Origin of the sequence: Micromonospora sp. NPDC049102, from assembly GCF_043197485.1 — a bacterium.
Lineage (GTDB): Bacteria > Actinomycetota > Actinomycetes > Mycobacteriales > Micromonosporaceae > Micromonospora.
This window is the reverse complement of record NZ_JBICTE010000012.1, coordinates 166,915-173,038: the sequence shown is the minus strand read 5'-3', so window position 1 is coordinate 173,038 and position 6,124 is coordinate 166,915. Positions and strand designations below refer to the sequence as shown.

Sequence of the window (6,124 nt, the reverse complement as noted above, 5' to 3'; positions counted from 1 at the left end):
AAGAGGGTGTCGAGGTCTTGCGTCACAACATGATCATCGGCACCCTCCCTTCATGCCCAGACATCGACCCCTGACATCGGAACTACTCGTCTAGGCGCAGAGGTGCGGCGCTGCTGCGTGGAAGGGGGCCGTGCCGCCACGTGGAGGGCGGGACGCCTCCCGGGCGCGGCGGTGCGTCGCGTGGCGCATAGGATGTGCGGTCATGGCACGCGTGCTCACTCCCCGTGCGGAGGACTTTCCCCGCTGGTACCAGGACCTGATCGCCAAGGCGAAGCTGGCCGACAACGGCCCGGTCCGGGGGACCATGGTCATCCGCCCGGCCGGCTACGCCATCTGGGAGCGGATGCAGGCCGAGATGGACGCCCGGATCAAGGCGGCCGGCGCGGAGAACGCGTACTTCCCGCTCTTCATCCCGGAGAGCTACCTCAAGCGGGAGGCCGAGCACGTCGAGGGTTTCTCGCCGGAGCTGGCGGTCGTCACCCACGGTGGCGGCAAGCCCCTCGCCGAGCCGATCGTGGTGCGTCCCACCAGCGAGACGGTGATCGGCGAGTTCATGGCCAAGTGGATCGACTCGTACCGGGATCTGCCCCTGCTGCTCAACCAGTGGGCGAACGTGGTCCGGTGGGAGCTGCGCCCGCGGATCTTCCTGCGGACCAGTGAGTTTCTGTGGCAGGAGGGGCACACCGCGCACGCCACCCGCGAGGACGCGCGGGCGTACGCGCGGCGGATCCTGCACGAGGCGTACGAGGACCTGATGGTCAACGTGCTGGGCATTCCGGTGGTGGTCGGCCTGAAGACGGCCCGCGAGCGGTTCGCCGGGGCGACGGCCACGTACACCTGCGAAGGCATGATGGGCGACGGCAAGGCGCTTCAGCTGGGCACCAGCCACGAGCTGGGGCAGAACTTCGCCAAGGCCTTCGACATCAGCTACTCGGCCAGGGAGGGCGGACGGGAGCACGCCTGGACGACCTCCTGGGGCACGTCGACCCGCATGCTCGGCGGCCTGATCATGGCGCACGGCGACGACAACGGCCTGCGGGTGCCGCCGAGGCTCGCGCCCATCCAGGCGTACATCATGGTCGTCAAGGACGGCGAGGGCGTCGCGGAGGCGGCGGCCAAGCTGCGCGACGGCCTGCGCGACGCCGGTGTCCGGGTCGCGCTCGACGACCGGACCGACACCGCGTTCGGCCGCCGGGCCGTCGACGCCGAGCTGCGCGGCTATCCGGTACGCGTCGAGGTCGGTCCCCGCGACCTGGCCGTCGGTAACGCGACGGTGGTTCGTCGTACCGACGGATCGAAGTCCCCGACGCCGGTGGCCGACGTGGTCGGCGCGGTCCTGGCGGCGCTGGAGGCCGACCAGCAGGTGCTGCACGACCAGGCGCTGGCCAACCGTGAGTCGCGGACGGTGGAGGTCGCGACCCTCGCCGAGGCGATCGAGGCGGCCGCGAACGGCTGGGCGCGGGTGCCGTGGTCGGCGGTCGGGGTGGCCGGCGAGGCCGAGGCGAACGGGCAGGGCGTCACGGTGCGCTGTCTGCTGCGGGCCGACGGCTCGGTGCCAGACTCGGAGGATGAGCCCGACCTGGTGGCCATCCTCGCCCGCGCCTACTGAGGTGCTCGTCGACCGGTTCGAGCCGGGTCGGCTGATCATGCACCGCAACGTGCGGCACGGCCGGATCGGTTGGGTCCGGCCGGGCCGGGTGGTCAGCGACGACGAGCGTGGTCTGCTGGTGTGGATCGCCCGGGACTCGCCGGTGGCACACGAGGTGACCGAGGCGGGGCTCAACATGCGGGCGGTGCCGTTCGCCCAGTGGATCTCGTCGTCGTACCGGTTGGCGCACGGGCGGTGGAACGGTCCGCCGCTGCTGAAGTTCCTGCCCGCCGGGGCCGCGCATTCGGTGTGGTGGTTCCGGGACGCGCAGGGCCGGTTCGCCCACTGGTACGTCAACCTGGAGGAGCCCGGCGTCCGCTGGGACGACGGCCCGGTGGCCGGCGTCGACGTGGTGGACCAGGACCTCGACGTGGTGGTACGTCCCGACCTGAGCTGGCAGTGGAAGGACGAGGACGAGTTCGTCGAGCGGCTCGCCTTCGGCGACGACTACTGGGTGACCGACGAGAAGGCCGTCCGGGCCGAGGGCGAAAGGGTGATCGCGCTCGCCGAGGCGGGGAAGTTCCCGTTCGATGGCACCTGGTGTGACTTCACCCCGCCGGCAGACTGGGACGTACCGGATAAATTGCCCCCGGGGTGGGACCGTCCGCCGGTGCGCTGAGAGGTGTTCCGGATCACCGGTGACGTGGTGTCCGGGTCCGATGCGAACGATCGGCGGCGGATCTGGCAGAATGGGTCGCTGGTATCCGGCGCGCGTCCGGCGCCCTCTAACCCGGGCACGTCGCCAGTCCACCGAGTAGTCTCCGGCCCAACCCCACGGGTCCGGTCGGCGCTCACCCATGCACACCGCCCGCACGGGCCGGTGAGATCGCAACAGGAGCGAAACAACTGTGGCCGTAAAGATCCGGCTCCTGCGGATGGGCAAGATCCGCAACCCGCAGTACCGCATCGTCATCGCCGACTCGCGCACCAAGCGTGACGGCCGGGCGATCGAGTTCGTCGGGGTGTACCAGCCCAAGGAAGACCCCTCGATCATCGAGGTCAAGTCGGAGCGGGTCCAGTACTGGCTGTCCGTCGGCGCCCAGCCGAGCGAGGCGGTGCAGCGGCTGCTGGAGCTGACCGGTGACTGGCAGAAGTACAAGGGCCTGCCGGCCCCGCCGCCGCTGAAGGTCGCCCCCGAGCGGGCCGACCGCAAGGCGGCGTACGAGGCCGAGGCGAAGGCTGCCGCCGGGCTCGCCCCGGAGACCCCGGCCAAGCCGGCCAAGAAGGCCGCCAAGGCTGCCGAGGCTCCGAAGGCTGAGGCTCCGGCGGCGGAGGCTCCGGCGACGGAGACCCCCGCCGAGACCCCCGCCGAGACCCCCGCTGCCGACGCCGGTGAGCAGGCCTGACATGCCTCTGCGTCCCGCGTTGGAGCACCTGGTCAAGGGCATCGTCGACCACCCGGACGACGTCCGGGTCCGGCTGGTCGATTCCCGTCGGGGCAAGCGGCTGGAAGTCCGCGTGCACCCCGAGGACCTCGGCACGGTGATCGGGCGGTCCGGCCGGACCGCCAAGGCGCTGCGTCAGGTGATCGGCTCCATCGGTGGGCGCGGAGTACGCGTCGACATCGTCGACTCGTACTGATGCAGCTCGTCGTCGGAAGGATCGGCAAGCCGCACGGCGTCCGCGGTGAGGTCACCGTGGAAGTGCGGACCGACGAGCCCGAGGCGCGGTTCGCCCCCGGTACGGTGCTGCGCACCGAGCCGGGGGCGACACCCCCTCCCACCATCGATGAGCCCGGGGTGCCGTTCCAGGTTCCCGCGGAGCTGACCATCGGGGAAGCCCGCTTCCATCAGGGTCGGGTGCTGATCGCGTTCGAGGGTGTCCTGGACCGCAACACCGCCGAGGCTCTGCGCGGGACGCTGCTCGTGGTGGACAGCGCCGACGTCGAGCCTCCGGACGACCCGGAGGAGTTCCACGACCACCAGCTGGTGGGCCTGGCCGTGGTCACCCTGGCCGGCGAGCGGTTGGGCGAGGTCGCCCGGATCGACCACGCGCCGTCGTCCGACCTGCTGGTGCTGCGGCGTCCCGAGGGTCGTACCGCGCTGATCCCGTTCGTCCGGGCGATCGTCCCGGAGGTCGACCTGGCCGGTGGACGCGTCATCGTCGACCCGCCGGCCGGCCTGCTCGATCTTTAGGACCACCCCGCATGCGCGTCGACGTCGTGTCGATCTTTCCGGAGTACTTCGCCCCGCTGGACCTGTCACTGATCGGTCGTGCCCGGGCCAACGGCGTACTCCAGCTCGCCGTGCACGACCTGCGGACCTGGACCCACGACGTGCACCGCACGGTCGACGACACCCCCTACGGCGGCGGCCCGGGGATGGTGATGAAGCCCGAGCCGTGGGGCGCGGCGCTCGACGCGCTCGCCCCGGACGGGGCCGCGCCACCTCGGCTCCTGGTGCCGTCGCCAGCGGGTGTGCCGTTCACCCAGGCCATGGCCCACGAGCTGGCCGCCGAGCCGCATCTGCTCTTCGCCTGCGGCCGATACGAGGGCATCGACCAGCGGGTCCTGACGCATGCCGCCACCCGGATGCCGGTCACCGAGGTGTCGCTCGGTGACTACGTGCTCTTCGGCGGCGAGGTGGCGGTGCTCGTCGTCCTGGAGGCGATCACCCGGCTGCTGCCCGGGGTGTTGGGCAACGCCGGCTCGCTGGACGAGGAGTCGCACGCGCACGGCCTGCTCGAGGCGCCGATCTACACGAAGCCGCCGAGCTGGCGTGGGCACGACGTGCCGGAGGTCCTCCGCTCCGGAGACCACGGCAGGATCGCGCGCTGGCGGCGGGAGGAAGGGCTGCTGCGGACGGCGGACCGGCGTCCGGACCTGCTGGCCGCGCTGCCCGCCGACCGGCTCGACAAACGGGACATCGCGGCGCTGGAACGAGCCGGATTTCAGCCACCGCCGGGGGATGTGGCAAAGTAGGGGGGTTGCCGTATCCGTCCACGCCCGTGGGCGGCTGCGAGGATCCCCGACCGGGGTCGGCTCGCCGACCGCCACCCGGGGATCAGAATCACCCACCCGCGCACCGAGTGACGGTGCGCCGTGAGCCTTACGAGGACGCAGCGATGAACATCCTGGACGCCCTTGACGCCCAGTCGAAGCGGACCGACCTTCCCGACTTCCGTGCCGGTGACACCGTCAAGGTGCACGCGCGGGTCGTCGAGGGCAACCGGTCCCGTGTCCAGATCTTCCAGGGCGTCGTGATCCGCCGCCAGGGTGACGGTCTGCGCGAGACCTTCTCGGTCCGCAAGGTCAGCTTCGGCGTCGGCGTCGAGCGGACCTACCCGCTCAACGGCCCGGGCATCGACCGGATCGAGATCGTGACCCGCGGTGACGTGCGTCGCGCCAAGCTCTACTACCTGCGCGAGCTGCGCGGCAAGAAGGCCAAGATCAAGGAGAAGCGCGAGAAGCAGCCCAGCTGACTTCCCGCTCGCCACGCCGCCTGAGCTGCGCGTATGCCGTACCGACCGGACCGCACTACCCTGGTCGTACGGGCGCAGCCAGGCGGTGGTCCCGCCCACGAGGCGGGCAGCCGTCCACAACCGCCCGCGGAGCCTCGACGAGGCTCCCGGGCGGTGGTGTTTCTGCGGACCGGGGAGTGGTGACGTGGTGCAGACGCTTGACGAGGACGGCACCGTCGATCCGTGGCGCCGGCGGGTCCGCCGTGGCCGCCGCCAGATGCCCCTCTGGCAGGAGCTTCCGCTGCTGCTGGTGGTGGCCTTCTGCCTCGCGGTACTGATCCGCACGTTCCTGCTCCAGGCGTTCTTCATCCCGTCCGGTTCGATGGAGGACACCCTCCTGATCGGCGACCGGGTGCTGGTCAACAAGGTCGTCTACGACGTCCGTGACCCGGTGCGCGGCGAGGTGGTGGTGTTCCGGGGCACCGACCGTTGGGCGCCCCAGGTCGACGCGCAGCCGGAGCCCGGGTTCGCCGGAAAGCTCGGCCGGACCGTCGGCGACCTGGTCGGGGTGAGCCGTCCCGGCGAGAAGGACTTCATCAAGCGGGTGATCGGCCTGCCCGGTGACCGGGTGAAGTGCTGCGACTCCCAGGGGCGGGTCACCGTGAACGGCACCCCGCTCGACGAGCCGTACGTGCTGCGCGACTCGCCACTGGATCTGCCCCCGAACCCGCAGGAGTGCCGGTCCCGGCGCTTCGACGAGGTGGTCGTACCGCCGGGTCAGATCTTCGTGATGGGCGACCACCGCGAGGTCTCCCAGGACGCGCGCTGCCAGGGGCCGGTGCCGATCGACAACGTCGTCGGCCGGGCGTTCATGGTGGTCTGGCCGTCGTCGCGCTGGGCGGCGCTGTCGGTGCCGGCGACGTTCGACGACGTGGCCGCGCCGGCCACGGCCTCCTCCGGTGCGCCGCCGGTCCGCCCGTCCCCGCAGGGCGGTGTGCTGCTGATCCTCCCGCTGGCGGCCGCGCTGAGGGGTTCCCGCGCGTTCCGGACGGTGACGTCCGGCCCGGCAACGTAGGC

Annotated in this window: 8 protein-coding genes; all 8 read left to right on the top strand. The window is 71.4% G+C overall.

The genetic code is table 11. From position 1 onward, the window contains the following. Nucleotides 1-202: 202 nt before the first annotated feature. The 8 genes from proS to lepB all read left to right on the top strand — a co-directional run bounded on the left by proS (nt 203) and on the right by lepB (nt 6,122). Nucleotides 203-1,609, top strand: a complete 1,407-nt coding sequence (gene proS / locus ACGFH9_RS15155) for a proline--tRNA ligase (RefSeq protein ID WP_393219033.1) — start codon at nt 203-205, stop codon at nt 1,607-1,609. Further along, nucleotides 1,569-2,267, top strand: a complete 699-nt coding sequence (locus ACGFH9_RS15150) for a DUF402 domain-containing protein (protein ID WP_393219031.1) — start codon at nt 1,569-1,571, stop codon at nt 2,265-2,267. Before proS ends, ACGFH9_RS15150 begins: the two co-directional genes overlap by 41 nt. A gap of 229 nt (nt 2,268-2,496) precedes the next feature. Beyond that, complete coding sequence (rpsP, locus tag ACGFH9_RS15145) at nt 2,497-2,994, top strand: 30S ribosomal protein S16 (protein ID WP_393219028.1); 498 nt, start codon at nt 2,497-2,499, stop codon at nt 2,992-2,994. Next, nucleotides 2,969-3,229, top strand: a complete 261-nt coding sequence (locus tag ACGFH9_RS15140; protein WP_186718042.1) for an RNA-binding protein — start codon at nt 2,969-2,971, stop codon at nt 3,227-3,229. Before rpsP ends, ACGFH9_RS15140 begins: the two co-directional genes overlap by 26 nt. Beyond that, nucleotides 3,229-3,783 carry a ribosome maturation factor RimM gene (gene rimM / locus ACGFH9_RS15135; protein ID WP_393219025.1) on the top strand — a complete coding sequence of 185 codons (555 nt, stop codon included), beginning with the start codon at nt 3,229-3,231 and terminating at the stop codon, nt 3,781-3,783. Before ACGFH9_RS15140 ends, rimM begins: the two co-directional genes overlap by 1 nt. Before the next feature lie 11 nt (nt 3,784-3,794). Further along, complete coding sequence (gene trmD, locus ACGFH9_RS15130; RefSeq protein WP_393219022.1) at nt 3,795-4,568, top strand: tRNA (guanosine(37)-N1)-methyltransferase TrmD; 774 nt, start codon at nt 3,795-3,797, stop codon at nt 4,566-4,568. A gap of 143 nt (nt 4,569-4,711) precedes the next feature. Continuing rightward, the gene (gene rplS, locus ACGFH9_RS15125) at nt 4,712-5,068 is read left to right on the top strand and encodes a 50S ribosomal protein L19 (RefSeq protein ID WP_007456548.1); all 357 of its coding nucleotides are present in this window, start codon (nt 4,712-4,714) and stop codon (nt 5,066-5,068) included. 184 nt (nt 5,069-5,252) lie between these two features. Further along, on the top strand, nt 5,253-6,122 hold the full coding sequence (gene lepB / locus ACGFH9_RS15120; protein WP_393219019.1) for a signal peptidase I: 870 nt from the start codon (nt 5,253-5,255) through the stop codon (nt 6,120-6,122). Nucleotides 6,123-6,124: the final 2 nt, after the last annotated feature.

Excerpts from the sequence above, each read along its gene's own strand:
- proS (WP_393219033.1), top strand. The coding sequence starts at position 203 with ATGGCACGCGTGCTCACTCCCCGTGCGGAGGACTTTCCCCGCTGGTAC.
- ACGFH9_RS15150 (WP_393219031.1), top strand. The coding sequence starts at position 1,569 with ATGAGCCCGACCTGGTGGCCATCCTCGCCCGCGCCTACTGAGGTGCTC.
- rimM (WP_393219025.1), top strand. The coding sequence starts at position 3,229 with ATGCAGCTCGTCGTCGGAAGGATCGGCAAGCCGCACGGCGTCCGCGGT.
- trmD (WP_393219022.1), top strand. The coding sequence starts at position 3,795 with ATGCGCGTCGACGTCGTGTCGATCTTTCCGGAGTACTTCGCCCCGCTG.
- rplS (WP_007456548.1), top strand. The coding sequence starts at position 4,712 with ATGAACATCCTGGACGCCCTTGACGCCCAGTCGAAGCGGACCGACCTT.